The sequence below is a fragment of the Roseivirga sp. YIW32 genome (assembly GCF_057219245.1).
This window is the reverse complement of the sequence record NZ_JBXVVG010000002.1, coordinates 443,745-470,387: the sequence shown is the minus strand read 5'-3', so window position 1 is coordinate 470,387 and position 26,643 is coordinate 443,745. Positions and strand designations below refer to the sequence as shown.

General features: G+C 44.0%; 20 protein-coding genes, 2 tRNA genes and 1 pseudogene. 10 read left to right on the top strand and 13 right to left on the bottom strand.

Features of this window, described 5'->3' with window-relative positions; translation table 11 throughout:
* Positions 1-35 precede the first annotated feature (35 nt).
* Positions 36-1,154, top strand: a complete 1,119-nt coding sequence (locus AC2D6U_RS10915) for a DegT/DnrJ/EryC1/StrS family aminotransferase (protein ID WP_484721017.1) — start codon at positions 36-38, stop codon at positions 1,152-1,154.
* Positions 1,155-1,286: 132 nt separating this feature from the next.
* Here the strand turns inward: AC2D6U_RS10915 and AC2D6U_RS10910 are convergent, their stop codons facing one another.
* On the bottom strand, positions 1,287-3,974 hold the full coding sequence (locus tag AC2D6U_RS10910; RefSeq protein WP_484721016.1) for a carboxypeptidase regulatory-like domain-containing protein: 2,688 nt from the start codon (positions 3,972-3,974) through the stop codon (positions 1,287-1,289).
* A 23-nt stretch (positions 3,975-3,997) separates the two neighbouring features.
* The gene (locus AC2D6U_RS10905; protein ID WP_484721015.1) at positions 3,998-4,843 is read right to left on the bottom strand and encodes a GLPGLI family protein; all 846 of its coding nucleotides are present in this window, start codon (positions 4,841-4,843) and stop codon (positions 3,998-4,000) included.
* A 117-nt stretch (positions 4,844-4,960) separates the two neighbouring features.
* Here AC2D6U_RS10905 and AC2D6U_RS10900 point away from each other — a divergent pair, with 117 nt between their 5' ends.
* On the top strand, positions 4,961-6,460 hold the full coding sequence (locus AC2D6U_RS10900; RefSeq protein WP_484721014.1) for a sensor histidine kinase: 1,500 nt from the start codon (positions 4,961-4,963) through the stop codon (positions 6,458-6,460).
* 1 nt (position 6,461) lies between these two features.
* A complete protein-coding gene (locus AC2D6U_RS10895; protein WP_484721013.1) occupies positions 6,462-7,139 on the top strand; it encodes a response regulator transcription factor in 678 nt (225 codons plus the stop codon).
* Here AC2D6U_RS10895 and AC2D6U_RS10890 read toward each other — a convergent pair.
* Positions 7,136-7,714: a YdeI/OmpD-associated family protein gene (locus tag AC2D6U_RS10890; protein WP_484721012.1), complete on the bottom strand. Its 579-nt coding sequence runs from the start codon at positions 7,712-7,714 to the stop codon at positions 7,136-7,138. The two genes, AC2D6U_RS10895 and AC2D6U_RS10890, sit on opposite strands and share 4 nt — an antisense overlap.
* 300 nt (positions 7,715-8,014) lie before the next feature.
* Between AC2D6U_RS10890 and AC2D6U_RS10885 the strand changes: the two are divergent.
* A pseudogene (locus tag AC2D6U_RS10885) lies at positions 8,015-8,981 on the top strand (hypothetical protein).
* 11 nt (positions 8,982-8,992) lie between these two features.
* On the opposite strand, the gene AC2D6U_RS10880 reads toward AC2D6U_RS10885, so the two are convergent.
* Complete coding sequence (locus tag AC2D6U_RS10880; protein WP_484721011.1) at positions 8,993-11,161, bottom strand: xanthine dehydrogenase family protein molybdopterin-binding subunit; 2,169 nt, start codon at positions 11,159-11,161, stop codon at positions 8,993-8,995.
* Positions 11,158-11,622: a (2Fe-2S)-binding protein gene (locus tag AC2D6U_RS10875; RefSeq protein WP_484721010.1), complete on the bottom strand. Its 465-nt coding sequence runs from the start codon at positions 11,620-11,622 to the stop codon at positions 11,158-11,160. The genes AC2D6U_RS10880 and AC2D6U_RS10875 overlap by 4 nt, the downstream gene beginning before the upstream one ends.
* Positions 11,623-11,763: 141 nt before the next feature.
* On the opposite strand from AC2D6U_RS10875, the gene AC2D6U_RS10870 reads away from it, so the two are divergent.
* Positions 11,764-13,158, top strand: a complete 1,395-nt coding sequence (locus AC2D6U_RS10870) for a CotH kinase family protein (protein ID WP_484721009.1) — start codon at positions 11,764-11,766, stop codon at positions 13,156-13,158.
* Here the strand turns inward: AC2D6U_RS10870 and AC2D6U_RS10865 are convergent, their stop codons facing one another.
* Genes AC2D6U_RS10865 through AC2D6U_RS10855 form a run of 3 tightly spaced genes read right to left on the bottom strand, consistent with a single transcriptional unit; the run spans position 13,159 to position 15,527 of the window.
* Positions 13,159-13,854 carry a DUF2490 domain-containing protein gene (locus AC2D6U_RS10865; RefSeq protein ID WP_484721008.1) on the bottom strand — a complete coding sequence of 232 codons (696 nt, stop codon included), beginning with the start codon at positions 13,852-13,854 and terminating at the stop codon, positions 13,159-13,161.
* On the bottom strand, positions 13,851-14,459 hold the full coding sequence (locus AC2D6U_RS10860; protein ID WP_484721007.1) for a DUF4956 domain-containing protein: 609 nt from the start codon (positions 14,457-14,459) through the stop codon (positions 13,851-13,853). The genes AC2D6U_RS10865 and AC2D6U_RS10860 overlap by 4 nt, the downstream gene beginning before the upstream one ends.
* 48 nt (positions 14,460-14,507) lie before the next feature.
* On the bottom strand, positions 14,508-15,527 hold the full coding sequence (locus AC2D6U_RS10855) for a bestrophin family protein (protein ID WP_484721006.1): 1,020 nt from the start codon (positions 15,525-15,527) through the stop codon (positions 14,508-14,510).
* A 48-nt stretch (positions 15,528-15,575) separates the two neighbouring features.
* Here AC2D6U_RS10855 and AC2D6U_RS10850 point away from each other — a divergent pair, with 48 nt between their 5' ends.
* On the top strand, positions 15,576-16,895 hold the full coding sequence (locus AC2D6U_RS10850; RefSeq protein WP_484721005.1) for an alpha-L-fucosidase: 1,320 nt from the start codon (positions 15,576-15,578) through the stop codon (positions 16,893-16,895).
* The gene (locus tag AC2D6U_RS10845) at positions 16,892-17,407 is read left to right on the top strand and encodes a DUF6155 family protein (RefSeq protein ID WP_484721004.1); all 516 of its coding nucleotides are present in this window, start codon (positions 16,892-16,894) and stop codon (positions 17,405-17,407) included. Before AC2D6U_RS10850 ends, AC2D6U_RS10845 begins: the two co-directional genes overlap by 4 nt.
* A gap of 125 nt (positions 17,408-17,532) precedes the next feature.
* Here AC2D6U_RS10845 and AC2D6U_RS10840 read toward each other — a convergent pair whose 3' ends face one another.
* The 5 genes from AC2D6U_RS10840 to mutS form a co-directional block, all read right to left on the bottom strand.
* Positions 17,533-20,736, bottom strand: coding sequence for a VPS10 domain-containing protein (locus AC2D6U_RS10840; RefSeq protein WP_484721003.1), 3,204 nt, complete (start codon positions 20,734-20,736; stop codon positions 17,533-17,535).
* A 252-nt stretch (positions 20,737-20,988) separates the two neighbouring features.
* Positions 20,989-21,072, bottom strand: a tRNA-Leu gene (locus tag AC2D6U_RS10835).
* A 5-nt stretch (positions 21,073-21,077) separates the two neighbouring features.
* A complete protein-coding gene (locus AC2D6U_RS10830; RefSeq protein ID WP_484721002.1) occupies positions 21,078-21,323 on the bottom strand; it encodes a GIY-YIG nuclease family protein in 246 nt (81 codons plus the stop codon).
* A 117-nt stretch (positions 21,324-21,440) separates the two neighbouring features.
* Positions 21,441-21,513, bottom strand: a tRNA-Gly gene (locus AC2D6U_RS10825).
* A 93-nt stretch (positions 21,514-21,606) separates the two neighbouring features.
* Entirely contained in the window at positions 21,607-24,213 is a 2,607-nt protein-coding gene (gene mutS / locus AC2D6U_RS10820; protein WP_484721001.1) for a DNA mismatch repair protein MutS, read from the bottom strand.
* A 220-nt stretch (positions 24,214-24,433) separates the two neighbouring features.
* Here mutS and AC2D6U_RS10815 point away from each other — a divergent pair, with 220 nt between their 5' ends.
* From AC2D6U_RS10815 to AC2D6U_RS10805, 3 genes are all read left to right on the top strand, one after another.
* Entirely contained in the window at positions 24,434-25,345 is a 912-nt protein-coding gene (locus tag AC2D6U_RS10815; protein ID WP_484721000.1) for a Cbp1 family collagen-binding glycoprotein adhesin, read from the top strand.
* Positions 25,346-25,443: 98 nt separating this feature from the next.
* The gene (locus tag AC2D6U_RS10810; protein ID WP_484720999.1) at positions 25,444-25,980 is read left to right on the top strand and encodes a TrmH family RNA methyltransferase; all 537 of its coding nucleotides are present in this window, start codon (positions 25,444-25,446) and stop codon (positions 25,978-25,980) included.
* 79 nt (positions 25,981-26,059) lie between these two features.
* Positions 26,060-26,509, top strand: coding sequence for a hypothetical protein (locus AC2D6U_RS10805; RefSeq protein WP_484720998.1), 450 nt, complete (start codon positions 26,060-26,062; stop codon positions 26,507-26,509).
* Positions 26,510-26,643: the final 134 nt, after the last annotated feature.

Sequence of the window (26,643 nt, the reverse complement as noted above, 5' to 3'; positions counted from 1 at the left end):
TGAATTTACAGAATACCTCGTTTAAACGGTTATTGATGCTTTGGAAAATTGATTTAAATTCAACCATGCAAGTTCCTTTTCTTGACCTTTCCAGAATACATCAACCGCTCGAATTGGCACTCAAGGAATGCTTTGCTCAGGTGCTTGAGTCCTCCTATTTCGTTTACGGAAAAGAGGTGACCGCATTTGAAACCGCATTTGCTGAGGCGCACGGCATTCCACATTGCGTTTCGACGGGCAATTGCACAGATGCCTTGCAGCTTACCTTGCAAGCCTTGGGAATCGGAGAAGGCGACGAAGTACTTGTACCGGCCATGACCTGGATCACCGACGCCGAAGTGGTGAGCAATTTGGGTGCAAGGCCTGTTTTTGTAGACGTAGGTTCGGATGGGTTGATCGATGTGTCTCAAATTGAGTCAAAGATCAGCTCTCGGACAAAAGCCATCATTCCAGTGTATTTGTATGGCAAGTGCTGCGAAATGGATCAGCTAATGCCGCTAGCCAAGCATCATGAGCTATTGGTCATTGAAGATTGTGCCCAGGCTATTTTTGCTGAAATGGGGGGAAAGAAAGCCGGTACCTTTGGAGATGCGGCCGTTTTCAGTTTTTATCCTACCAAAAACCTTGGCGCCTTGGGCGATGCAGGCTGTATGATCACGAATGATACAGCACTGGCCAAGCAGGTGAGAAAACTGGCGAATCATGGAGCGCCTGATAAACACAATCATGAATTTCCTGGGAGCAATAGCCGAATGGATACCTTGCAGGCGGCGATTCTTAATTTGAAGCTCCCTTATCTTGAAAGTTGGAATGCACAGCGAAAGGAGGCGGCGAAATACTACATCGAAGCCCTAGCAGGTTTACCCATTGAGCTACCCCAATCAAATGAACATGTTTTTCACGTGTTCTCGATGCTTACTGAGCGAAGAGACGAGCTGAAATCCTATCTAAAAGACAATGGTATTCAAACCCAGATCCATTACCCTGCAGCGCTTCCTTTTACTAAGGCTTATAGTGAAATGGAGTGGGGTCCTCAAGATTTTCCAGTGGCGTATCGTCTGCAAAATGAAAGCCTTTCACTCCCGCTGTTTCCGGGGATTACAAAGGAAGAGCAGGCTTATGTAGTGTCTTGTATTAAGGGTTTCTTCTCCTAGTTAATTTCTTTATTCCAGAAGCTCCTTGGGTAATTTTTGACACCCAAAGAGCTGTGTAGAATCTCATTGCTTTTTACGCTTTCAATGGGAGATTCCCGCATTCGCGGGAATGACGTTTAACGTTGAGATTATTTATAGATCAAACATTACTGATAATAACCAATACCTTTTTTGAATGAAGTATTCATAAGTACTGATCAAGCTTTCATTAAAGGAATCCATTCGCACGCCTCTAGTGTTGAATAGGTTCATTCCTTCCACTTTGAATTCCCAGGGGCTACCTTCTTTTCGGAAGCGCAGTTCCGCATCAAACAGGTCAAATGTTTGCTCATTGTTTGTGCCATTGTTCACGTAGCGGTTGTACTGATAGTCTGCTTCAAACGTAAAGCTCTTCAGAAAATCAACGGATAGGTTGGCTGACGGCTGATGGTTTTCGAAACTGTTTGCATTATTCACTCCACTATAATTGTTCAAAGACAGCTGATAGGCCAGCTCAAGTTGAATGACCTTCCACAATCGTGTATCGATTGACGATTTGTAGGATTGGTTGAATGATTCATTCAGGTTTTGAACATCAGAAATGATATTGTTGGTCAGGTTTTGCGACCAATTACCGGAAAGGCTTACCCGAAAAGCATCAAAGCGCTTGTCAATGCTGGCAAAAGCTGAGGTGCTTTCGTTGGCGGCGTCGATGTTGATGGGCAAGTTGATTCGTTCTAACCCGTCGAAGCGAATGAAGTTGCTGACGTCATTCAAGCGTTTCGAATAGTTCAAGCCCCCATAAATATTTAAAAAATTATACATGTTGAAGTTGAAGTAATTCAGGGACAGGTTGTGGTATAAGCTGTTGCGCAACATGGGGTTTCCCGCAAATAGATTGTTGTAATTTCTCACCATGATGCCTCTGGCAAAGTTCTGCACGTCGGTGAAGTCCGCGGTCACATCGTAATTGAAAGTGAGTGAATGGGATTGCCGGAAGTTGTAGCGGGCATTCACTGAAGGTAGAAGCAGCGTTTTGGTAAAACCATCGGCTTGATCGAACTGGCGGTTCTCAATCTCATAGTAATGCAAGTTCAAACTAGGCGTAAATTCGAGGTTGCCCCATTTGGTTTTGTAGAGTACCGAAGCATAGAAATCTTTAAAAGTAAAGTCCACATCATTTTGAAGCTGAGGATCGCTGATTGGCAATTCAGAGTCATCATCAAGTCGTTCGACCAGCTGAGATGTCAGGTTTTGACGTGAGTACACATTGCCTACTTTGAAGTTGATGTGGTTGGTTTTATTCAGAATGCGGTAATAGTTGATCGCCGCTTCCTGATTATGGGTGGTCACTTCTTTAAACTGGAGTAAATTGAATGGACTTGTGCCTTGCGTTGGGATCAAGGCGGCAAAAGGTCGTTGAGTTGTCAATAGATCGAACAGAGGATCTTGAAATTGGTAATTGTAATTGGCTTCGAACGAGATGATGTCGCGATCATTTGCTGCCCAAAATCCACGCAATTGTTGTTCTACAGATAAGGGACGTTGCGTATTTATTCCCACGATCTCATTTGAATTACCGCCGAATTCAGAAAGAGAGCTGGTGCTGGTGGATAGGTCAGAAGTTCGTGCAAAGGCGCCGTAGTCAATTTGTAAGTTAGGATTTGGCACGTATTTAATGCTCAACTTCCCTAAACCCGAACGGCTATTGACATTGGTTTGAGAGGCCAACAGTTCTTCGTTATCTCCTGGTTGTAAAATGTACGTTCTTTGTGAAACCGAGCCTAGGGTATTGTCCACTTGAGACCCTATGGCAAAGCCACTTATGCGCCAGCTGTTACTTGGCGTGAAATTGTAATTGAGGGCACCCAACAGGTTATTGAGTTCTCTGGCATTGTTTCGCTCAGCCATGGGGATGCCCAAATTGTTGGAGGTGATATTAAATGAGGAGCCACTGCCTCGAGCAAAACCGCCAAAGCCTCCGCTGAACCGAAAGTAATCGCGCATGGTGAACGCAGGTATTCCTACGTTATTGGCGTCGGCAATAAGGTTGATGTTCGTTTTTGCATTGTAGTAGAAGGTATTGGCATGCCCTAAATAGCGCCCTTCAGGACCTCCACCAGCCTCAATGTCTCCGAAAACGATATTCTTTTTGTCCTCTTTGAGTTGAATATTGAGTGCGATCTCTTCGCTGTTGTTTACTCCGCTCAACGGACTGATGTCGTTGTAGTTTTGGAGCACTTGTACTTTATCAACCACGTTGGCAGGGAGGTTCTTGGTGGCGAGTTTGGTGTCTCCTTCAAAAAACTCTTTGCCATCAACGAGTACTTTGCTTACGTCTTTGCCTTGCACTTTCACTCCGCCGTCTTCATCTACTTCAAAACCTGGCAGGTCCTGGAGAACATCCTCCAGCTTTCGTTCGTTGCCTTGCGTAAATACGTCCGCTTTATAGGTTATGGTGTCCCCTTGAATGAGCACGGGCATTTCTTGTACGACTTCCACATCGTTAAGCCGCTTCACATCACTTTTTAAGGTGATTCGATAAGGAATGCTGTTGCTCTCTGTTGGAGAAAAATAGCCCTCAAAAGGCAGGTAGCCGATAAATGTAGCCTGCAACTTATAGGCTTTGTTGGCTTCCAAACTCAGCCTGAATTGGCCTTGTTGGTTGGTGACCGCAAAAGCTGCCATTTTGTTCGTGACCGTATCGAGGGCCAATACATTGGCAAACTGTAAAGGGGAGCCGAGTGTATCTCGTACTTCTCCGAAGTAGTTGACCTTCTCTTGGGCATTGACCGTTGCTGTAAAAGAGAAGAAGAGAAAGAATAAAATGAGTTGTTTCATGAGTTGACCTTTGGGACTTTGTGCTATCCTCGACCAATTTTGATTGTCACCTCACCGTTTCCATTGCTGTATTTCTTCATCATTTCCTGAGTCTTTTCTTCCGTGATGATTCGCAGCTCTTCTCTAGTGACCTCCTTGCCTTTATTTGGTCGTTTGATCTTGATTTTATCTTCCGGATTTAGGATGACCTTGGTACAGACATAGGACATGCTGCCGTCATTGACTTCCATGATCAGACCCGGCAAGCCCCAGAAATTCGATGGTCCTTGTGAAACAGGAATATCAGGCGTATACCACGCTTCAATTTTGATGGTATCAATGACTTTTTCCATTTCATTTTGGTCTTCATCGCTATTGAACGACATTGACATGCCTTCCCTGTAATACGTATAGATGGCTTTGTAAGCGGTGTAATTACCGATTTTCTTACTTTCTTGGGTAAGCTCCCATTCTTTAGGTTCTAATTCATCCTTAACAAGAAAAGGTTTGCCGAATACTTCTGTCTCCTGCATGAACAGATTTTCGGCGGTGTTCTTGTAGGTCAATCCTCCGCCTGCCGATTGTACTTGGATCATCATACCTCCTGCTGAAGCCGTAGCAGGTCCTCCGCCTAGGCTTTCTTCCTCTTTCCAAATCGATTCGGTCAGATTGAATGTCAATTCGTATTCTCTTTGAAACTGCTTGGCCATTTGCTGCCTAAGCTGGGCTTCCATTTCTGGCGTCACGCCTTCTGCTTTAATTGAAAATTCTCCCATTTTACGCGCAGACTGGTAGATGGCTTTGCCTTCAAATTGCTGTGCGGACAGGGTGACAATTCCAGCGACAAAAATGCCGATGATCAAGAGGATACGTTGTGTTAAACTTTTCATGGGTTTGTTTTTTTGATGCAACAAATCAAGGCAATCCACTTAAAAAAATGTGTTAAGCAGTGTTAACGTCTGTTAAGATAAGGAAATCCATTCCTTTTTACTCAGTATCTTTGATTTGTGAATGCAACGAAATTCAAGCGAATCATTTACCTAATTTCCATCACGGTGGTGGTCACCGTGGCTGCTCAGGTATACACCAATGTGCAGAACTACCGTGTCAATAAACAACGGTTTGAACGGGATGTCCAGCAGGCATTAGATCTAGCCGTTGAGGCATACTATGCTGATCGGGCACGTAATGATTTGGTTTTTATTACAGAAACGTCCGAATTTTCAGACTCCATACTAGCCACAAAAGGGCTCACGATCAGACGGGAAAGCACAATCGATAGCAGTATGCGTTTTTCGTCAGGTAGTGAAAAGCGATTTGATTTAAAAGCGTACGTGCTGAAAGAAGATAGTCTTCCTTCGTCATTTACAACGACAGAGATACACCAAGATTCAGGCATGGTCCTACGATTGCAACCGGACTCGTTGACCCAAATCGAAGTCAGAAATAGGTTCCGGCCATTGGGAGATTCAATAGAGTTGCAGTTGATGGCCAAAAAGATACTGGTTGCTCTGCGCGAAGGGGGCCTGGATTTTGACCGCCTTAATGGTTATTTGAATCAAGAACTTGAACGGAAAAAAATTACGATTGCGTATCAATTGGTCCATAAAACCACAACTCAGGAGTATCGATCAAGAGAAGATAACCCTAAATTTCAATTGGTTTCATTATCTAAATCAACCTATCTGCCCCGAAACCAAAGCCTACAGATTCGTTATGAGAATGAATCGCTCGCCATTCTCAAGAAGGGTGGCGTCGATTTATTTATTTCACTCTTGATCATTGCTTCCGTAGTTGGCTCCCTGCTCTATTTGTATCGAGTGATCAATGAGCAAAAGCAATTGGCTGAAATCAAGAACGACCTGATCAGTAACATCACTCATGAGTTTAAAACACCGATTGCTACCATTAGTACAGCCATCGAAGGCATTGCCCTTTTTAATGAGAAAAATGACCTGGAGAAAACGAAAAAGTATTTGGGCATTTCATCTGACCAGCTAAAAAAGCTCAATACGATGGTGGAGAAATTACTTGAAACGGCGACCATTGACTCCGATCAGATCGAATTGGCAAAAGAATCGGTAGAAGTTGTTCAAATGACCAAAAAATTACTTGAGAAATTCGAATTGGTGAAAGGAAACAAGGAGCTGATTTTTCAGAATGCATTGAACGAAAGATGGGTCGACATCGACCTTTTTCATATGGAGAATGCCATCAGTAATTTGATCGACAATGCTTTAAAATATGGTGGAGACAACGTCGAGGTGCGCTTAAGCGCACAAGGAGGCAAGATCATCTGGGAGGTGATCGATGATGGTGGAAAGCTAGACAAGCAGCAGCAGGAACGCCTATTTGAAAAATTTTATCGAGTACCCACGGGTAATGTGCACAACGTAAAGGGCTTTGGTATCGGACTCTATTATTCGAAAGCCATGGTCGAAAAACATGGTGGTACCATAGCACTTCAGGTGAAAGAGAGGGAAACAAAATTCGTCATCAGTATTTAAGATGGACAGACATAAGATTTTATTGGCAGAGGATGAATTGGCCCTGGGAACCATCGTCAAAGAAAGCTTAGAAACCAGGGGCTTTGATGTGATTCTTTGTGAAGATGGAGAGGAAGCCAAAAAGCAATACGAACTGCAAAGGCCAGAGCTGTTGGTTCTTGATGTGATGATGCCCAAGATGGATGGTTTTACCTTGGTCCAAGAGATCCGCAGACAAAACACCACGATTCCCATTATTTTTCTAACGGCTAAATCCAGGACAGAAGATGTGGTGGAAGGATTTGGTTATGGCGCGAATGACTATCTCAAAAAGCCGTTCAGCATGGAGGAGCTGATCGTAAGGATTCAATCACTGCTCAATCGGGGGAATGGGAAAAACAGTTCAGAAGAGCTGATGATCGGGAGGTTTAGCTTCAACCCTGCTAAGCAAACTTTGACAATCGATGGAGAGCAGGAAATGCTGACCCATCGAGAAGCGCAGCTGCTGCAGACCTTGTTGAATTATAAAAATGAGCTGACTGACCGTACCTTGATCCTCAAAACACTTTGGGGCAGCGATGATTTTTTTAATGCCCGAAGCATGGATGTTTTCATTACAAAACTGCGTAAAAAGTTGGCGGCGGACGAAAACATTCAGATTCTTAATGTGAGAGGTTTTGGCTATAAGCTAGTTTGTTAACTGCCTTTCAGCTTCTCACCCTTTGCCGAAAGTTCAACCAATTCATCGATGCGCTTCGATCTTGTTTTTTCAGTTTTACTCAGCTTTAACCAGCGTAACACGAAGCGTTTGCTTGAGGGGTTGATATTGACAAAGAAAGTAAAGGCCTCTGACTTTTTCTTGAGTGCTTTTTCAAGATCATTAGGAATAATCAGTGCATCTACATCATCCATAAAATGCCAGAGTCCCGAAAGCTTTCCTGCTTCGATGGATTGAAACCCAGGTTCCTCCATTTTACCTTGATTGATCAGTTTTTGGGCTCTGTCTTTGTAAGTTTTTGTCCAATGCTGGGTTTTGCGTTGGCAGATGAGTTGCATGGTACGCCCTTCATCGAGTTTTCTTCTGATACCGTCGATCCATCCAAAACTTAGGAGTTCATCTAAAACCTGTTCGGTTGAGACGTATTTGTCCGGGATGCTTTTTTTACATATGACTAACCAAAAACTCTCATCTCTGTGGTGATTCTCTTTCAACCAATCCCTTAAGTGTTCAGCAGAGGCTACCTCTATTTTTTCGAACTTCTCGGTGGCGATCATAGGAGCAGAACTCCTATTCTGCGAATACTGTTTATTCTTCGAAGAAAGAATCACTTATTTCAACGACCCAAATACCACGAAGTTGGTTTACATCGTAACCTACCTACAGCTTTGTCTTTTTGGCAACTGATTAGAACTATACCAACCACGAGAATGAAGGAGGCAATGATTTTTTCATTTTCATCGCTTTACGCATAGAAGTTAAACCTCTGTCCTTTTTATCTGTCACAGAACTGTCAAAAAGCAAAAGCCATGAGATGCGTCATGATTTCTTAGGGAACATATGCGTAATTTTTCAGCATGGTTATGATCAGTAAGAAGAAGATTCCTGTCGCTATCAGTCAGGAATTGAGGGCATACCTCTCCCAATACGATCGGTTAGTAGAAGCGCCTATCGAATACGCCGATCTTCTTCGCTATGATAGCGCAATCCCTCTATACGACAGTGGAGGCAATGATACGCTCTGGCAAAGTGTTTTTTATCCTCAGGCAGATATGCGAGAGGTTCACGCAGCCTTTTCGCATCCGGGTGGTCAATGACATCAACGATAACTTCGACTATTTCTATGTAAAAAATGCAGACGCCTCTAGGATCTACGGATTGGAACTAGAACACCTCCTTTCCCCGAACCGCATCAATTACTTCGTGCATGCCGATACCTTGATCGAGGAGCACATCATTGGTATTCCGGGCGACGCCTTTATCAAAAACTATTTGGGTCAAGAGCAATTGAACAAGACTCGACTGGCCAAGGAGTTCGTCAAATTTAATGAACGTTGTTTCGTCCGGTTGTTGGGTGATATGCATTCGAGTAATTTTGTGGTTGATGTCACGCCAGACTTTGAGGAGATCACTTACCGGATCAAGTCCATTGATTTTGACCAGCAGTCCTATGAAGGGAAAAAGAACATTTATCTTCCCCAATACTTTAAGCAGAACAACCCCTTGATCTCCATCGGATTGGAAGAAATGACACCTGAAACAGCTCGACAATACAGAAAAGAAGAGCGCGTCTTGGTCGGCAATCGAATCAAAACTGAAAAATAACGAATAGTAGATCTCTTGGATGCCATGTCACACGACCAGCTCTCTTCAAAAGACAAGATCGATCAATTGAAAAAGGAGTTGGCCACTTATTATAACGAGCCACGTTTTTTAGCCTGCAACAATATGGGAGAGATAGTCCGGGTCATCCTAAATTTGGTCCTGGAAAACCCCAATTTATATACCGAAGGCTTGGTTGCTCATAAGCCGCCTCAAGATTGAGCGGCCCTTCCTTATGCTTCAGCCAGAGGCATGCTGCGTTTTCGCTCTCCGGTCAATTGATACACTGCATTGGCAATGGCTGCACCAATTGGTCCCAATGGAGGCTCACCAACGCCGCCTGGTTTATCGTCGTTTTCCAAGAGCACCACATCGATCTCTTTTGGGGCATGCTTGAGTTGTGCCATTTTGTAGGGGCCATAAATGATCGGCTTGAGTTCATTTTCTTCCAAGGTCATTTTTTCGAACATGGCCGCACTTAAGCCCATGATGATGGAGCCTTCGCATTGTGCTTTGACCTGATCTGGATTGATGACCATACCGGGGTCCATGGCACAAGTGACTTTGTGAACTTGAATTTCCCCTTCTTTCACGGATACTTCCGCAATGTGCGCGCAAGGTACATTGACGTCGGTGGAACAGGCAAAACCTAGTGCTCTGCCTTCTGAGGCTCCTGCCTTCCAATTTGCTTTGTCTCGACAAGCTTCGATCACCGCTTTAAGCCGTTGGCCTCTTTTGCTGTCATCGATCTGGGCCAAACGGAAAGCAATCGGATCTTTTCCTGCCTTTTCCGCCAGCTCGTCCATGAAACTCTCGATGGCGAAGGTATTCGCCAATAAACCCAAGCTTCTCCACCAACTTGTGGCAAAAGGAAGCTGTACTCTCCAGGAAATGACTTGGTAGTTTGGAATCCCCGAATAGTGGATCATCCCACCTCTCCAGGCACCGAGATCTGACCCCATGAGGTTATTGACGAAAGCCGGTAAAAGGGGCGAACCATAGGAAACATCGCCGCTTGAGACATGATGTTCAAGTGCTTCAATGAGCCCCTCATCGTTCAGTTTTGCTTTTAAGACATGATGCGTAGGCGGTCTGAAGGTATCATGCTGAAATTCCTCTTTTCTGCTCAAAAAACTCTTGACGGGTTTACCCACCGCTTTTGACATCACGGCTGCCTGAATGGCATTGGGCGTGTGTAGCCTCCTGCCAAAACCACCACCTAAAAAGGTGGGTTTGATGTTGACTTGATCTTTGCTAAAGCCAAGACGTTTGGCAATTTCTTTTCTTGTCAGTTCAACGACTTGCGTTGACATGATGATTGTGGCTTTGTCCTTTTCCACAAAAGCAACGGCACCATTAGGTTCTAATTGGGCATGTGCGCCCATTGGGCTTTTGTATGCTGCTTGAATCAGTCCTTCTTCATCGGCCAAAAGTGAAGCGGCATCGCCCGATCGTTGAATGGGTTGAGCTTTTCCTTTGCCCACCTCAATCATGGCTTCAAGGTCCTTGTAGTTCCAGGTATTGTTTTTGGACCATTCAGCCTCAATGGCTTCTTTGGCTTTCTCTGCTTCAACAAAGGAGTTGGCAACTACTCCCACAAAGTCCTCTTCCTTGACCACTTTCACTACTCCGGGCATCTTTTCCGCTGCGGATGTGTCTACACTCTTCAAACTGGCATCGACAAAAGGAGAGCGGAGCACCGCGCCATAGAGCATTTCAGGCATTTCTGCATCCATTCCATAAATAGGAGCTCCATTTATTTTATCGTCAAGGTCTATGCGCGGAATAGGTTTGCCGATATACCTTGAATTCTCAATGGGGGACAGGCTCGGTTTCTTTACCTCTTCCCACTCTTTGACTAATTGAACAACCTCACCGAAAGTGAAAATGTCTTTGCCATCCGTGACGGTGCCATTTTCCACTTTAATTTGATCGGGAGTGGTTTTCATGATCTTTGCCGCTTCGTTGCGAATCATTTCTCTCATGGTGGCGGCAATTTCACGCAAAGGAGTCCATAAACTCGAAATGGAAGTACTTCCGCCTGTTGCGAACATGTCGACATTGCCCGACATGGACTCTGCATGTACTACTTTCATTTGTTCCATTCGGGCCCCAAGCTCTTCTGCTGCAATTTGTGCGAGCCCGGTATGTACACCTTGTCCCATTTCTACTTTGGTCGAGTGTAAGATCACCTGATTGCGAGCGGTTAATTCGAACCAAATGGTCGGATCGGATGAGGTTCCCTGATATGGAGTATCGATGGTATTGGCAAATTCAGCCAGATATCTTCGCCAAATACTCTTCGTGAAATACCCTGTTCCAATCACAAGGCCTAGACCGGCTGTTGATCGCACGAGAAACTTCCTTCTTGACCAACCTTTTTTCTGCTTTTTCTCACTCATGGCTGGACGTTTTCTTGGCTTAGTGTTGAGGCGCGATGAATCGCCTTCCGCATTCTATAATAGGTAGCACATCTACAGACGTTGGAGATGTTATTGTCTATGTCTTCATCCGTGACGGCTGTTTTTCTATTCAATAAGGCATTGGTGGCCATCATAAAACCGGGCTGACAATACCCGCATTGCGGAACGATCTCTTCTTTCCAGGCTTTTTTGATTGGATGGTCGGCCGGTAGCCCTTCAATGGTTAACACTTCTTTATCCGCTACGGCCATCACGGGATAAGAGCATGAGCGAATGGCAATGCCGTCGATATTGACCGTGCAGGCACCGCAGGCGCCTTTTCCGCAACCGAATTTGGTCCCTTTTTTATTTAAGGTGTCTCGAAGTATCCAAAGTAAAGGGGTACTACCCTCTGCTTCAACGGTTACCGGCTCATTATTCAATGAAAAACTGATTTCCATAGTTTGTTAATTCAAAAGGGAAGATAGGAATAATGATTCATACAAATTAAGCCCAGGTAGGCTAATCCGTTAAATGAATGAAAGTTTAAGTCTTTCTTGACGCTATACACTAAACTCATCTTTCAGCCGTATATTTGTTATATGATAAAACGCGTAGTCATTCTTGCCTTGGTGGTTTTTTTTGGTTGTTCAGACCCAGAAGTAGCGACCATACCAAATGGGAATACCGGGTTCGACCAAAGCAATGTTCCTTTTGTGTCATTTGAGGCCGATGAAGAGATTCCGGACGAGCCGAAGGTTCCCGGTAGGATTTTTATTTACAACCAAGGAGAGGAGTTGTATGCGTCAGAAATGGGCATCGAATTGAGGGGGTCGACCTCACGTCGCCTCTTTCCTAAAAAATCCTATGGCATCGAATTGAAAGAGGTGAATGGTGAAGACCGTAGTTTAGATCTATTTGGATTTGGTGATGAAGAGGATTGGGTTCTTTACGGACCCTACAGCGACAAAACGTTTATGCGCAACGCCTTGATCTATTTGCTGAGTAACCAAATTGGTGTCTATGCCCCCGAGACTCAATTTGTAGAGGTCGAGCAGAATGGCGAATACCTTGGCCTTTACGTCATGATGGAACGAATTAAGAGAGGGGTTAATCGGGTGGACATTGAGCGCATGAATGCGGGGGTCACTTCTGGTGACGCACTGACCGGAGGTTACCTTTTGAAGATCGATAAAACAAGCGGAGATACGGGAAATTCAGATTGGGCAGGCGATGCCTTGTACAGCGAGCGATTAGGCTTTCGATCAGCCTATAGTGCCGATGGTTCCTCTTTAGCCTACGAACCTTATGGAGACAAAAGAGGAGAGGAAACATACTTCTTGTACGAGTACCCTAATCGAGACGAGATCAACCAGGCACAAAAAGACTATATCCAGGGATACATTGCAGCATTTGAAGAAGCATTGCTTAACGACGATTTTACAACCGAGAGTAGAGCCTATACGCGGTATATCGACTTGAACAGCTTTGCCGATTTTTTCATTTTGAACGAGATCGCAGCCAATCCGGATGGTTATCGCCTGAGCACTTTTTTGCACAAACCACAAAACGACAAACTGAAGATGGGTCCTATTTGGGATTTTAATTTGGCCTTTGGCAACGATGGTAGGAGTGCCCGCACGGGATGGATGTACCAATACAATCGGAATTTTCCAGGAGACCTTTGGCTCATCCATTTTTGGTGGGAACGACTGCTGGAAGACCCTCAATTCAAAGCCGTGATCAAGCAACGTTGGGAGTTACATAAATCCGGCCAATTGAGTGTAGCGAACATGATGAACATCATCGATCAATGGGCGGCTTACTTAAATGAAAATGGTGCGGTTGAAAGGAATTATGACCGATGGCCAGTTTTGGGCACCACATTGCCTTTCAATAGTTTTGTTGGCCAAACGTATCAGGAAGAGTTAGATTACCTTAAAGCTTGGATCATTAGTCGCCATTTTTGGATGGATGAGCAAATGAGCGATTGGTAATTAAAAATTATAGGAATAGCTTAAGGCAATGATGTGGTTGGCTCGAGGGAAGGCATAATTCACCGTCCATTCGTAGCGATACTGGATGCCGAAAGTACCAATGTTGTCGAGGCTGTTTTCTGTACCCACATTCAAGCGAATGGCATCCGGTCGGTCATCCAAAGGATTTTCAAAAGGCCGAAAATATTCTAGCGACACTTCCGGATCATACGACCAGTTTTTGATTTTATATTCCGTTTTGAAGCGGTACCGGAAATACTTTACAATGATGTCTCCTTCATCAGGTCTAATGTCTACTCTGTCGGCCCGTTGATAGAGCAAGCGATGACTGAATCGAAACTGTCCGGTTCGATGCTTGATCCGAGTGCCCAACTGATAGCGTAAAAAGTTAAACTCTCCTTGTGTAGCACCACTGTTATCGTTGCGCGTTGTATAGCGCAAGCGGCCGAGCAAGGCAATTTGTTCACTGAGGTCGTAGCCCAATGCCATTTCTGTGAAGTAACTTTTTAGCTCACTGATGTTCTGGTCGAAGCGTATCTGTTCTTCCAGTCCAATCTCTAGCTTTTTACTTAATTTGGCTTCGGCAGCAATTTTAAGCCATAATTCAGCATCTTGAAGGCGTTCTTGACCTACCGCTTGTTGAAAGGACAAGAAGGAGAACAAAGAGAGCAAATAGATCGGCTTTAAGCGACTCATCCTCTGTATAAAATGTTTAGGGTGGCCATTTTATTGGTATAATCGATCTTGCCGATATTTACGCTTGTGATGTCAAGACCTGTTTTTTCTTTTAGGTCAGTGAGTAACTTCTGCTCATTTTCCGGTTTCAAATTGTCTAAGTTATCGTAAACGACCTGTCGTTCTTTGACTGAAACTTTTTGTACTACGTATCGCTCAATGATCAAAATACCTGAAACAATGATCACATTGGCGCCTAGGATCTCAGCTACCGACATTTTATCATTGAAAAGTGCGTTGATCACGGAAACCCCAATGATCACGAGCAGATAGGTCATCTCCTTCACATTGATGGTTTGGGTTCTGTAGCGAATAATACCGAAGATGGCGAACAGCCCGAGGGCCATGCCGAGGTCTAGTGTAAACTTCTTGAGAGTAAAACAGAGGAAAAACAACACAATGCTGACCATGTAATAGGTAAAGACGAAATCCGTGCGCTGGGAGAATCGGTAATACAATTGGCGGATGATCAAACTGGTGAAGAACAAGTTGATGCCAAAGAGCAAAAGCATTTGCCAAAAGTCATCATTGATCCAGGTGATGGCGTTGTTTATAGTTGTTATCAATTGGTTTGAGTTATGATTCAGCGTTTGTTTACCCTCAATTTAAAAGGATTACATCAAGATACCATTTATTTCTTTGATGGCTGGTGGTATATCTTTTTCACCTAGCATCTGTCTGAGGTCTATTTCAATAGTGCGGCAAATGGAGAGCATTGGAATATCGCTACCCAATCCTTCAAAAGGGTTTTCGGTAGCATCTCCAACCGTTTCCATCACCACGTAGACCCAGCCTAACAATACGGTCAACGGAATGCAGCTGTAGAAATATACGCCCTCAAGCTGACTGAAAATTGAAATCATGCCCAAAGGAAGTAAAAAGATGAAAATGGCGACCAAGTAAAGGCTCATGTTTCCGTATTGTCTGGGCAAGGGAAATTTCTTTATCCGTTCACATTGCCCCTGATGGGTATAAAAGTTATTTAACAGTTTCTGCAATTCAATATGTTTGAAAGTGTCTAGCATTCCTTGTTCATAAGCATCTCTTAGGCGTTGCGCCTGCTTATCAATGATGTGCGTTGGTGGATTTTTGTAATACTTCAGTTCTTCGAACTCTGGATTGATCAGGTAATTGTAAACTTCAGAAGACCTGATTTCTTCTTCAAAGAGGCCCAAACCAAAATGCTTTCTGAAAAAGCGAGTTCTTGTTCTGATCCATCCTTCTTGACTATCGTGCTCCCAGTCTGTAGGTGTTAACAGCTGAACTCTTAGGGTATAGAGCCATGCAATATGTCTGTGAATCAATTCACTCACGACGGATTTTCCTTTTTCATTTTCCGTATCGCCTAAAAAGGCACGGAGGTTTGTTGCCCAACTTCTACTGTCATTTACAATTGCTCCCCAGATCTTTCTGGCTTCCCATGCTCTGTCATAAGCACTGTTATTCTTAAAACCAACATAGAATGCAACGGCAGTTCCCAATGTCGCTAAGGGGATCCACGGAATGCTTAGCCATGTTAAGTCAAATTCTTTGTAAGCGATTATGATGGCAGAAACATAAATACTTAACCAAATGATGTGATAACCTGCAAAGGTAAATACCCGTGTAAATTTGAACTTCTTGTAAACAAGCATATTCCAAAGTAGAGGTTTTCTTTATTTTTTTAATCAATTTAGTGCGTCATGAAGAGAATTTCTCGAATTGCAGCCTGGCTATTTCTGATCTTTTTTTATTCAGAACGGCAGTCCTTTTCTCAAGAAACCCCTCAGGGCGACATAGCCAAAATGGAATGGTTTGAAGAGGCCAAGCTGGGCATTTTCATCCATTGGGGGATTTATTCGGTCAATGGTATCGACGAATCTTGGTCGTTTTACAATGGCTACATCTCTCATGCGGATTATCTCAAGCAAACAGACGGTTTTGGTGCGGAGAACTATGAACCGAAGCAATGGGCTAAGCTCATCAAACAAAGTGGTGCTAAATATGCAGTGATCACATCAAAACACCACGATGGTTTTGCCTTATGGGACAGCAAGTTTGGCCAATTGAACGCCGTGCAACATGCCAAAGCCAAGCGCGATCTGTTAAGCCCCTTGACCAAAGCAATAAGAAAGCAAGGCTTAAAATTGGGAATCTATTTTTCATTGCCGGATTGGTCAAGCGAAACGTATACACACTTCAAAACGGACGAAAAACGATACGAGTTGACAGAGGACCCCAAGCGATGGCAAGCTTTTCAAACCATGATGCAGGGACAGCTCGACGAGCTTTCCTCCACTTACCAACCAGACCTTTGGTGGTTCGATGGAGACTGGGAACATACAGCAGAAGAGTGGAGGGCTTCTACAATTCGAACAAAATTACTTGAAGAAAATCCGAAGGCCATCATCAACTCGAGACTCGCGGGCCATGGTGATTATGATACCCCTGAGCAAGGCGTTCCATTGTCAAAACCCACCGCTGACTTTTGGGAGTTGTGCATGACCATGAATGACTCATGGGGGTTTCAGGCGAATGACACCAATTACAAAACCGCCAACCAGATCATTCGCATTTTTATAGACTGCATCAGCATGGGTGGTAACCTGCTGTTGGATATTGGACCGAAGGCAGACGGAACTATTCCGGAGGAACAAGCGGCTATTTTAGAAGAGATGGGCCGCTGGACGCGCAAGCACGAAGAGGCGATTTATGGTTCGCAAGCAGGAATTCCCACAAATTACTATCACGGGCCATCAACCCTCAGCAAGGATAAAAAGACCTTGTATTTATTTGTTCCTCATCGACCCAACGGACCTATTGTTGTTCGAGGACTGAAGAACAAGGTCAATCGCATCCGAGTGGTGGGCAATGGCACCAAGCTGACACAACAGATTCATAACAAACCGTATTGGAGCAGCAAACCGGGCTTACTCTATATTGATATTCCAGAAGCAGTTTTGGACGAGCAGGTCACGGTCATTGCCTTGCAATTGGATGGGGCAATTGATTTGGAAGAATGAGCAAAAGGGCACTCACCAAATATCTTCAAAGCCTGAGCAAGCAAGCGCTGGAAGATCAGGTCTTAGACTTGTATACGCGATTTAAACCAGTAAAGACGTATTACAATTTTGTGTTCAACCCGAAAGAAGATAAGCTGGTGGAAGAGGCAAAATTCAAAATTGCGAATGAGTATTTCCCTATCAAAGGACGAAAGGCTAGGGCAAGAAGATCGGTTGCTCAGAAGTACATCAAGCAGTTTCTACTTTTAGGAATGGATGCCGCATTAATCGCTGATGTCATGTTGTTCAACTTAGAGACGGCACAAAGATTCAACGGGCAAAAAAACACCAATCAAGAAGCCTTCTATAAAAGCATGTTCAGTTCATTTGAACAAGCCGTATCTTTTATCTATGAAAATGGATTGAGGACAGTTTATATGAAGAGAATCAATGCCATACTCGAGACCGCCTGGGAACAAGAGTGGTTCAATGCTTCTGGCATGGATGATTTATTGGCCAAGCGCAATAGCTAAAAGTGAGCCTGTGCTACCAGAACATTCATGATAAACCTCAAAGAAGCAAGGGAATGAACTGCCTCGCTCTTAATCCTTGCTATACCAAGGGCTAAGAACAAGGCAGTTCAGCTATTATCATTTTTCTAATTAGTACCTACCGGATTGAAGTTCAAAACCTTAACAGCGCTGAGGTATTGATTCCAGTTTTCGGCATACCAACTCTCCATTTTCTTTTCAACCTCTACCTTCTGAGTTTTGACTCTATTCATCAACATCTCTTGCGTTCTACCTGGCATGTCATTTGAGCCGCTTATAGATCGCATGGCTGTGAAGATGTTGATCAACAAAGGCGTTGGACCATCGGAGTCTCCACCTCGGAAACCTCGTTCTGTGCTTCCAATCAATGATTGTAGTTCGTCCAAGTCACTTTTGACATTTTTCGATCTTTCTTTTATCTCAGTAAACTGATCTCCACTTTTGTCTTTAAGCGCCTCAAGAATTTTATCTACCTGCTTCAAGTCTTCGGATACTTTTTTAGACATAGTTAGGACATCTTGTGACAGGCTACCAATTTCCCTCATCAATTCCCTGCTGGCAATTAGCGCTTCCATAGAAATGTCTTGACGCGGGTCCATTTTGTATGTTAAAGTAGTTTCGTCAGCAGCATCACCCACTGAAATTTTCACTCGATAAGTACCAGGCATTGCAGGTGCCCCTCCTGTTAAGAATCTGGCAATACCCGTTTGATTTTGAGGAGAGCTATCTTCAGACTCCACAGGGTTTTCATCAAATCTCCATCTGGCAATATTCAATCCATCTCTTACGGGAGAGGCAAAGCTTCTGACGAGGGTTCCATCCATATCGAAAATTTCAATTTTAGCTTGAGGCCCTCCACGACCGCCTCTACTCTGGCTTCCACGGCTGCTGCTCGCTTTCTGTTCTGGTTGATTGGAAAAGAATTTGATTTCAGCAAAACCATATCTTCTGTTTTGCCCTTCGAAAGTAGCACTTCCAGGATGTCGTTGTCCATTCCCAGAGCGGGTATCTACTTTATATGCCGTTTTTGGCGGCACTGCAGTTACGGAAGTATTTAAAACATTCTCCTGACCTTTTTGTGCAAGTACGCGCAAGGGCTGGATATCGTCTAATACATAAATTGCTCTACCGAAAGTACCGATGACCAAGTCGCTTTCTCTCTCCTGAATGACCATGTCCATCGTAGAAACATTAGGGTAGCCATTGTTAAATTTCGTCCATGTTTCAGCACCATCGATAGAAATATACATACCATGTTCAGTACCTAAGAACATAAGATTCGGTTCTACTGGATCTTGAACAAAAGAAAGGGCGTATCCGAAGATACCTTTGTCACCAACTAGCGATTTCCAGCTTTTACCGTAGTTTTTGGTCATGAAAACATAGGGTTTGAAATCGAACCTTCTGTAATTATTGATCACCACAATGGCCTCTCCATTATTATAGGGAGATGCATGGATCTGAGGAATCCAGCTTCCTTCAGGCACTCCTTTAATGTTCTTAATTACATTATTCCAGCTTTTACCACCATCTCTAGTCAATTGAAGATTTCCATCATCTGTTCCAACCCAAATAACACCTTGCTCTAGTGGACTTGGTTCAATGGCCAAAATAGTCGTATGATTCTCTGCACCTGTCGCATCTATGGTAAGGCCACCGCTTTCATCTTGTCTTTGTTTGGTGGTATCGTTAGTAGTAAGGTCAGGAGAAATGATGTCCCAGCTACTGCCTTTATCTGGGCTTTTGTGTACAAACTGACTTCCAAAATAAATCGTGCTGTTATCAAAAGGATCTTGTGCTATTGCTGCATTCCAATTGAATCTTAGCTCTACATCCGGATCAGGATGCATTGGCTTCACATATTTTGAATTTCCAGTGTATTTGTCATACCTCAGTACATTACCCTGCTGCGACATGGAAAAACCAAATCTTGAATCATCTGCATCTGGTAATACATCGAAGCCATCGCCCCCTGACATGGGGTGGTAATAATCGTTTCTTAAGCCACCATTTACCCAAGCATAAGCAGGGCCTGTCCAGCTACCATTGTCTTGCATGCCGCCATAGACATTATAAGGCAATTCATTATCTACTGCAATGTGATAATACTGGCTGAGCGGTAAATTTTCAATAAACTGCCAAGTGGTACCCATGTCTCGTGTGATGGCCATACCTCCATCGTTTCCAAGAATCATGTATTTAGGATTATCAGGATTGACATATAAGGCATGATTATCTACATGAATAAGGCCATTGGGGATTAATCTTTCAAATGACTTCCCTCCATCTTCACTAACGCTAACATTGCTGTAAATGCTATATACCCTGTTCTCGTTTTGAGGATCAACAAAAATATCGAAGTAGTAGAAAGGCCGATTACCAATTTCTGACTTGTTATTGACCATTTTCCATGTAAAACCTCCATCATTTGACTGGTAGAAGGCATTGTTTTTGGCTTCAATGATCGCATAAACTCTTTCGGGTCTATTTTCTGCAAATGCCAAACCCATTCGGCCTAGATCACCTTTTGGAAGTCCGTTGTCTTCAGCTGTTTGCTTTTTCCAAGATTTACCACCGTCCAAAGTTAAGTACAGTCCTGAACTGGGTCCGCCGGAAGTGAAAAACCATGGCTCTCTTCTGTGCTGCCACATATTGACCAATAGTTTATTCGGGTTAGAAGGGTCCATGACCATGTCTCCAACACCGGTCATTTGGTCTACATAAAGTACTTTTTCCCAAGTCTCTCCTCCGTCTGTGGTTTTGTAAACACCTCTTTCCTCATGGTCTCCCCAAGGAGAACCTATGGCACCAATATAAACAGTGTTAGGATCATCAGGATGAATGATCACTCGGTGAATATTTCTGGTCTTTTCTAGCCCCATCAGTTGCCAGGTATTACCGGCATCAATGCTTTTATATACACCATATCCACCCGTTAAACTGTTTCTAGGGTTTCCTTCTCCGGTACCTACCCAAATTACATCCGGGTTTTTTTGGCTAACGGCCAAAGCACCAATAGAGAGGGGTAATTCAGAATCGAAAATAGGCTCCCAAGCAATTCCTCCGCTTTCAGACTTCCACACTCCACCAGAAGCGGAACCGGCATAAATGAGTTCTGGGCTAGAACGCACGACATCAATAGCCGTGATTCGCCCACTCATACCGGCAGGCCCTATATTTCGTGGTTGGAGCGATTCCATCTTAGAAAAATCGATGGTTTGCGCTGAAATTGAAATGCTATAAAAAAATGCTGAGCAAAACACAGCCAAGCTCAAGGCAATGGTGATTGAGCTGCTTTTGGACTTCTTCATGGTTTTAGGATTGATTCAAATGAGGAAGGAATTTAGCGCATAACAGTGTCACATCCCATATGAATCATATAAGCGGTATTAACCTATTTTAATCAACGCATATAAACCCCTTTTTGTGCCGAGTTCAGGTTAGCTTGTTTATATCTCAGCATGTGGTTGGCACATGCCAATGTGTTTCGATAAGCGTCAATGAGAAAGCCCCAAAAAGTAAAGGCATAAAAAAGCCTTCTCAAGAAATTGGGAAGGCTTTTGTACCAGAGGCGGGACTTGAACCCGCACGAGCAGATGCTCACAAGATTTTAAGTCTTGCGTGTCTACCAATTCCACCACTCCGGCAACAGCTACAGTGTAGCCAATTTCGTTTTCAAGTATTCTTTGCCTGACACATACTTTAGATACTTTTCTCTTTTTCGTGCCTCAGCTCTCGTATTGAACTGTTCCGTGTGAAACAACACAAATGGCTTGTAAGGCCTGGTGGTCTTATTGCGACCTGTATTGTGTTGAATGAACCGCCTATCTACATTGTTGCTAAGGCCTACATAAATGTAGTTCCGAGTTTTACTCGATATGGCATAAACAAAATACATCTTGTGTCTACCAACCTGCCTGCCGGTAGGCGGGTTCCACCACTCCGGCAACAGCTACAGTGTAGCCAAATAGGGCTTTAAACTAAAAAAGCGTGTAAACACGCTTTTTAGCTATTGAGCGGGAGACGGGATTCGAACCCGCGACCCCAACCTTGGCAAGGTTGTGCTCTACCAGCTGAGCTACTCTCGCTTACAATTTTCAATACCTAATTCGCTCGTAGTGCGAATGGGAGTGCAAATTTAATGAAGGGGTATTAATAAACAACGGCTAGTTAAATTTTTTTTACTCCTTCAATTTGCCTTTGATCTCGTTCAATTTCAGTAGGGCCTCAACAGGAGAGATCGTATTGATATCTAAATTTTGTAAGATCTCCTTGATCTCATTAAACGAAGGATCAGCCTCAAAAAGATTCAATTGGAAGTTATTTTTTGGCACGTCCTTGAGTTTGTCTTCGGTTTGGTTTCGGATTTTGTCTTTTTCAAGGTGCCCCATGATCTCAGCAGCTCTGATGACGACAGGGTTTGGCATGCCTGCCATTTGGGCAACATGAATACCAAAACTGTGCTGGCTTCCACCTTTCTTGAGCTTTCGCATAAATATGACCTTGTTGCCTACTTCCTTCACGGAAACATTGAAGTTCTTGATTCCGGGAAAATCTTCTTCCAGCTGGTTCAGCTCATGATAGTGAGTAGCGAAAAGGGTTTTTGGTCTGAATTTGTCATGGTTTTGCAAAAACTCAACAATGGACCAAGCGATCGATATGCCGTCATAGGTGCTGGTGCCACGTCCGATCTCATCCATCAAGACCAGGCTTCTTTCCGATAGGTTATTGAGAATACTGGCTGTTTCGGTCATTTCTACCATGAAGGTCGACTCGCCCTTTGACAGGTTGTCTGAAGCTCCAACTCGTGTAAATACTTTATCGGTAAGCCCTAGTAAGGCTTTAGTGGCAGGCACATAGCTTCCCATTTGCGCCATGATGACGATGAGCGCAGTTTGCCTCAAAAGGGCGGACTTTCCGGCCATGTTGGGTCCGGTGATGATGAGGATCTGATGCGTTTGGTCGTCGAGTAACACATCATTGGGAACATAGGATTCGCCGACCGGCAATTGTTTCTCAATGACCGGATGACGCCCGTCTTGGATGTCAATGAGCATCTTGTCGTTGATCTGTGGTCGGCAATAGTTATTGAGCTTGGCTACGTTGGCAAATGAGATCAAACAATCAAGCATGCCGATAAGACGTGCATTCTGTTGAATTTGATGGGTGTAATCGGCCGCAAAAGCAACAAGTTCGGCAAAGAGTCTTTGCTCAATGACCTTGTATTGGTCTTCGGCATTGATGATTTTTTCTTCGTAGGTTTTTAATTCTTCGGTGATGTAGCGTTCTGCATTGACTAAGGTTTGTTTGCGGATCCATTCCTGGGGAACCTTGTCTTTGTGGGTGTTGCTCACTTCGAGGTAATAGCCAAAAACCTTATTATAAGCGATCTTCAATGAGCTGATGCCTGTGGCTTCAACTTCTCTTTGCTGAATTTGAACGAGGTAGTCCTTACCGCTAAAGGCGATCTTACGAAGTTCATCCAACTCCTCATCTATTCCTTCAGCAATGATACCGCCCTGATGCATCAGCATCGGGGCATCTTCCTTGAGTTCTGCATTGATCTTTTGAAGGAGCTTACTGCAAGTGTTCAATTGATCACCCAGATGAATGAGCGCATCATTTCCTGAATTATCCAAATAGGCCTTGATGGGAGCGGTATGTTCTAGTGCTTTCTTGAGCTGCAACATCTCTCTTGGATTGATGCGACCAACAGCAACTTTTGAGATCAAGCGTTCCAAGTCATTGATTTGACTGAGGTGCTCGGTAATTTCATCCGTCAGCGCCTCGTTGCCATAGAAGGCATCGACGATGGTCAAGCGTTCTTCAATTCGACGTTTTTCTTTTAAAGGAAGCACGATCCAACGTTTCAATGTACGGGAACCCATTGGCGTAAGGGTTTGATCGAGGATGTCGATCAGCGGGATGCCCCCTTGGTGTTGTGGATAAACGAGTTCGAGGTTGCGAATAGTGAACTTATCGAGCCAAACGTACTTGTCTTCTTCAATGCGGCTAATGCTTGAAATATGGCCCAGCTCTTTATGTTCTGTGTCCTCTAAATAATAAAGAATGCCACCGGCAGCAATGATCGCCTTTTCCATTTCCTCTATGCCAAAACCTTTTAAGTTTTTGGTGTCAAAATGATTGGTTAGGCGCTCATAAGCGTAGTCATAGGCATAAACCCATTCGTCGATGTAAAAGGTGTTGTGTCGGTCTCTGAACTGTGCGTCAAATGCAGCGCGATCTGATTTGGAAAAAATGATCTCAGAAGGACTCAGCCCTTGAATTAGTTTGTCAATGTAAGCTCCGTTCCCTTGGGCACATAAGAACTCTCCAGTGGATAGGTCCAGAAAAGCAGCACCGATCTCGTCTGTGCCAAAGTGTAAAGAGGCCAGGTAATTGTTACTTTTTTGTTCGAGTACGTTGTCATTGAACGACAACCCTGGAGTAACCAATTCAGTAACGCCTCGCTTGACGATCCCTTTCACTGATTTGGGGTCTTCCAGCTGATCGCAAATGGCGACGCGATGACCGGCACGAACGAGTTTTGGCAAATAGGTGTCCAAAGAATGATGCGGAAACCCCGCCAGTTCTATGTGACTTGCCGCACCGTTTGCTCTTTTTGTCAACACGATCTCCAAGACCTTGCTGGCCTTTATGGCATCTTCACCAAAGGTCTCATAAAAGTCCCCGACACGAAAAAGAAGCAATGCACCCGGGTGCTTTGCTTTGATCGCATTGTACTGTTTCATCAGTGGAGTTTCCTTCGCTGCCTTCGTCTTCGCCATCTTGAAAAAATGAGATAGGTGTTTGTCAAAAATACTAAAAATGGACTGGGAGAAAAGCGCGAAAAAGCCCTTTCTGAAAATAATTTCAGAGGCAATAAAATAATAACTAAAAACTTCGTTATAAAGTCGAGCGATCCGGAAAACTCACCCAACAACCCCTTACTACACCACCAATAGCCCCTTAGGGCAGAAACATTGTATAACCTTTAACAAAGTAAAAATGAAACAGACAATGAAAATAGGAGTACTTCTACTTGGAGCCCTGACCGTCGCGATGTGGTTTGGTGTATCCGCTAGCAACAAAAAAAAAGAAGTGCTAGCACAAGAGGTAGATCGTTTGGAAAAGCGGGCGTTGCAGAAGGAGTTGATTTTTGAGGAGATGGTTGGAATGATCGATGATGTAGAAGCGCGGATCGACGAGATCGTGAAGCGTGAACAGGTAATTGCTGACCAGCGGTCTGAAGGCTTTAGTAATGATCAAAAAGATCAAATGCTCTCAGCGCTTCAGTTGATCGATGAATTGATCCTACGCAGTGCTCAAGACATTCAGATCTTGAATGGCAAGGTACGGAGTTCAGATCTGAAGTTGGGAGTATTTCAACGCCAGATCAATGGGTTGCAAGCAGACTTGAAAACGAAGACAAAGGAAATTGTCGAGTTGAAAACGGCGCTTGCACAAAAGGACGAATCCCTTGCGAGGATGATGCAAGAAACAGATGCCTTGACTAAGCAACTGACTACTTACGTCGAAACCTTAGGAGAAAAGGAATTTGAGATCGATCAACTTCAGGCCCTGAATAAGGAATTGAACAAAGGCTACTTGGTGATTGGTACTTACGATGAACTCAAGGAAAAAGGAGTGGTCGATAAAGAGGGAGGGTTCTTGGGCTTACTCGGCAGACGGGTAACCTTACAAGAAGATGTCAGCCTTACCCAATTCATGAAAGTCGACAAACGCGAGGTCAATCGCTTGAGAATCCAAGCTAACGTATTGGCCCTTGTCAGTGAGCATCCGACCGATTCATATGCCATACTGCCTGGAGATTCAGAGGAGGAGAAAATACTGGAGATCACAAATCCTGATGCATTTTGGCGGATCTCTCAATACTTGGTGATCTCAAAAAAGACCTAAGGGCTTGTTGTGGTGATGCGTCCCGATTCAGCGGGAGCTTTGGGTACGCCCATCAGAAATGATGGGCGCTCTTTATGTTTTTTCTATTTTTGCAAGGCATGCGAAAATTGAAAAACGAAGAACTTGGGCGATTGACCAACGAAGAATTTAGATCTGCTGAAAAGCTTCCAGTCGTCATTGTCCTGGACAATGTGCGTAGCATGCACAATGTCGGTTCGGCTTTTCGTACTGGAGACGCATTTGCTGTCGACCGGATCGCATTATGTGGCATCACGGCACAGCCTCCCCATCGAGAAATACACAAAACGGCCTTAGGTGCGACCGATACGGTTGATTGGACGCACCATGGGAGTACGCTTGAGGCAATTGGGCAATTGAAAGCAGAAGGCTACCGAGTGTTTGCGATCGAGCAAGCGGACGAGTCCACTTCACTCGAAGAGTTTGAGTTACCCGAAGGACAAAAGATTGCCCTGGTCTTTGGCAATGAAGTATTTGGTGTGGAAGAGGAAGTTGTGCAGCAAGCAGATGGTTGTATTGAAATCCCACAATTCGGAACCAAACACTCCCTCAACATATCCGTGTCCATTGGCGTGGTTCTTTGGGACTTGGTCAAGAAAATGAAGTTTCCTAGGTAGATCGAATAAAGGCTACTGAAACACTCTTTTGGTTCTGGCTTTTCTAAGATTCAGTCTAGAATGACGTATTTTTGTTACAATGAAAGACATCGACAATCGCGGAAGGATCAATCGATTTAAGTATTTGCTCTACTTTTACGGGCTCTTTGTGCTTGTCGTTTTCGTCTATAAGTTTATTCTTGCCCCGGAGTTACCGACACTCTTTTTACTGGCTGCATTTGCCCCTATTTTTGGTTTTATTTCCTACCTCATGAATTGGCCTGTTCACCTGCAGGCAACCGAGCTGGAGGAAGGGCTAATGATCAAGACAAAACCACTTTTTTCTAACCAATCGAAAAGTGTTCTACTCAATAAATACAATTTTGATAGCTATTTCGAGACCGATCACCTACACATCGGTTTGCAGGTGCTGGATGAAAAGGATCGATTGAAAAAGCACAAGATCAAGGTCAGCTGGATGCGGCTGAAGGACCTACGAGCCTTGGAAGAAAAGCTGAGAGAGATCAATCCTTATGCACCGATGAAGTAGTGAGTCTTGAGTCACAAGTATTGAGTAATGAATATTGCGAAATTTGTCCTTGGTCTAATCTTTATGATTCTTGGTCTGTACCTATTTGTTTGAATTGCTGTATATAAAATCAGTAAGGATGATAAAGTCAATAT